Source organism: Pseudomonas endophytica (assembly GCF_001411475.1).
In the GTDB taxonomy this organism is placed as follows: Bacteria; Pseudomonadota; Gammaproteobacteria; order Pseudomonadales; family Pseudomonadaceae; genus Aquipseudomonas; species Aquipseudomonas endophytica.
This window is the reverse complement of sequence record NZ_LLWH01000123.1, coordinates 1-2,592: the sequence shown is the minus strand read 5'-3', so window position 1 is coordinate 2,592 and position 2,592 is coordinate 1. Positions and strand designations below refer to the sequence as shown.

Annotated in this window: 3 protein-coding genes; all 3 read left to right on the top strand. The window is 62.5% G+C overall.

Annotated features, from left to right (window positions below; genetic code table 11):
• Window positions 1–1,073 (top strand): acyl-CoA dehydrogenase family protein (locus AQS70_RS09485; protein ID WP_055102550.1); only part of this gene is annotated, 1,073 nt, incomplete at its 5' end.
• 23 nt (window positions 1,074–1,096) lie between these two features.
• Window positions 1,097–1,990: an ABC transporter permease gene (locus tag AQS70_RS09480; RefSeq protein ID WP_082428071.1), complete on the top strand. Its 894-nt coding sequence runs from the start codon at window positions 1,097–1,099 to the stop codon at window positions 1,988–1,990.
• A partial coding sequence (locus AQS70_RS09475) for an ATP-binding cassette domain-containing protein (protein ID WP_156355088.1) occupies window positions 1,987–2,592 on the top strand: 606 nt, incomplete at its 3' end. The genes AQS70_RS09480 and AQS70_RS09475, both read left to right, overlap by 4 nt.

Below are 2,592 nucleotides of genomic sequence, written 5' to 3'. Positions count from 1 at the left end.
GCTTGCCGGTGTTGTTCCGGCTGTTGATCGGCCTGGCTGAAGCCGACTCAAACCTGCCGCAAATCGTGCGCGCGCATTTCGGCTTTGTCGAAGGGCGTTTGTCTAGCCGTGATGCCGCTTCTCAGGACTATTGGTTCGCTAAAGTGGTGGCCGGGCAGTTGTGGGGCGCGGCCATGGCTGAGCGCACCGACAGCAGCACCAACTCGGTGTCACTTGAACCCGCAGACCCGCAAAACGAACAGGCGGGCTGGGTGCTCAATGGCGAAAAGTATTACTGCACCGGCACGATTTACGCCGACTGGGTCGCAGCAGTGGCCATGCACGACAAAGATTTTTTCAGCGTCGTGGTGGCCGTCGATGCGCCGGGCGTGACCCGAGAAGATGACTGGGATGGTTTCGGTCAACGCCTGAGCGGCAGCGGCACCACGCGCTTCGACAAGGTCGCAGTGGCGCATGAACACGTGCTGCGCCGCTTCAAACCCAGTGAGTTGCGTGCCGAGTCGTATATCTCATCGTTCTACCAACTGTTCCACCTCGCCACCTTGGCCGGTATTGCCCGTGCCGCATTGCGTGATGCAACGGTCTTTGTGCAAGGGCGAACCCGTGCGTTTGGCGTGCCGGGCCAATCGAACCCTAAAGAAGACCCGCTGGTGCAGCGGGTGATTGGTCGCTTATCGAGCCTGGCCTACGCCAGCGAAACCCTGGTGCTGACCACGGCTGAGGTGCTGGAAGGGGTGCATCAAGCGGAACTGACCCAAAGCGCTCAAGAAGCGGATTACGTTGAAGCCGACATCCGCACGTTTCAGGCCCAGCAAGTGGTACTCGAGCAAGTCCTCGAAGCCACTACGCTGCTGTTCGAAGTGGGCGGCGCGTCGGCCACCAGCCAAGCCCGCCGCCTTGACCGACACTGGCGCAACGCCCGTACTTTGGCCTCGCACAACCCGGCCATCTACCGCGAGCGGGCGCTGGGTAACTACTACCTCAACGGCGTCAGCCCCGGCGCCGCGTGGCGTGCACTGCATGAGCAGGACGGCACGCACAGCGCCACCCGCGATGAAGCCAGCGCAGTTTGAGCCACCCAACAGGAGCTGCTGTCATGAGTCAGTCCACCCACCCAAGCTCCTCGGCGGGCTTGATCCAAGCCGAGTCATTGTTCGGCGCACCCGCGCGTGGCGCACGGCGTTGGGCGCTACGCCCGGGTCTGCTGCTGGCGGGGCTGTTTGTGCTGGTGTTGCTGATTGCAGCGATCCAGCCCAGTTGGCTGGTCACAGGCGATCCGCTTGCAGCCAACTCGCGATTGGCATTCAGCGCCCCCGACAGCTTTTTCTGGCTAGGCGCTGACGAAAACGGTCGCGACATCCTGACCCGGCTGGTCTACGCCGTGCGCCCGTCATTGGTGCTGGGTGTGGCCGCCACCGCCGTAGGTTTGCTGTTAGGCACCCTGTTGGGGCTGACGGCGGGGCTTGGCCCGCGCTGGCTAGACGGCGCTGTTATGCGCGTCATTGACGTGCTGCTGGCGTTTCCAGACCTGTTGTTGGCGTTGGTGATCATCACCTTCTTTGGCCAAGGCCAACTCAACCTGATTTTGGCCATCGGGATCGCCAACGTGCCGCGTTATGCGCGTTTAGTGCGGGCACAAACTTTGGTCGTGCGTGGCGCCGGTTACGTCGAGGCTGCCACCACCTTGGGGCTGCCCCGGCACTCGGTGATCTGGCGGCACGTGCTGCCCAATGCGATCAAGCCGATATTGATCCTGGCCACGATTGGCATTGGCGGCAACATCGTCAACGGCGCCGCGTTGAGCTTTTTGGGTTTTGGCGCTGCGCCACCCATCCCGGAATGGGGCGGGATGCTCGCCATGGGCCGCAACTACCTGGCCAATGCGTGGTGGTTGGTGGCATGGCCCGCGTTGGCAATTACATTGACCGTGGTGTCGATCAGCGTGATCGGCCGCGAACTGTTGCGTCGTAGCGAAGGTAAACGGGCATGAGTACAGAACCTCTGATTGACGTGCAAAACCTGCAAGTGCGCTTTGGCCCCCATGCGCCCCCGACCCTCAAAGGCGTCAGCTTTCAACTGCATCGTGGCGAGTGCCTAGCGCTGGTCGGAGAGTCTGGCTCGGGTAAAAGCGTGACTTCGCGCACCTTGGCCGGGCTGACAGGCGCTCGGGCGCACGTCCAGGCCAACCGTTTGACCTTTGCCGGGCAAGACCTGCGTCAGTTCGATGAGCGTACTTGGCGCAAGATACGCGGCGCGCAGATTGGCTTTGTCATGCAAGACGCGTTGGGCTCACTCGACCCTTTGCGTTTGGTCGGTCAAGAAATCGCCGAGCCGTTGCAACTGCACACCGACCTGAATCGGGCGCAGCGTGAAGCCAAAGTCATCGAGTTACTGCGCGCTGTGGGCGTGCCGGAGCCTGAGTTACGGGCGCGGCAGTACCCGTTTCAATTGTCGGGCGGTTTGCGTCAGCGGGCGCTGATCGCCTCGGCCATCGCCTGCAACCCGCGCTTACTGATCGCCGACGAACCAACCACCGCCCTCGACACCACCGTGCAGGCGCAAGTGCTGGCCTTGCTCGAATCTCTGCGCGGT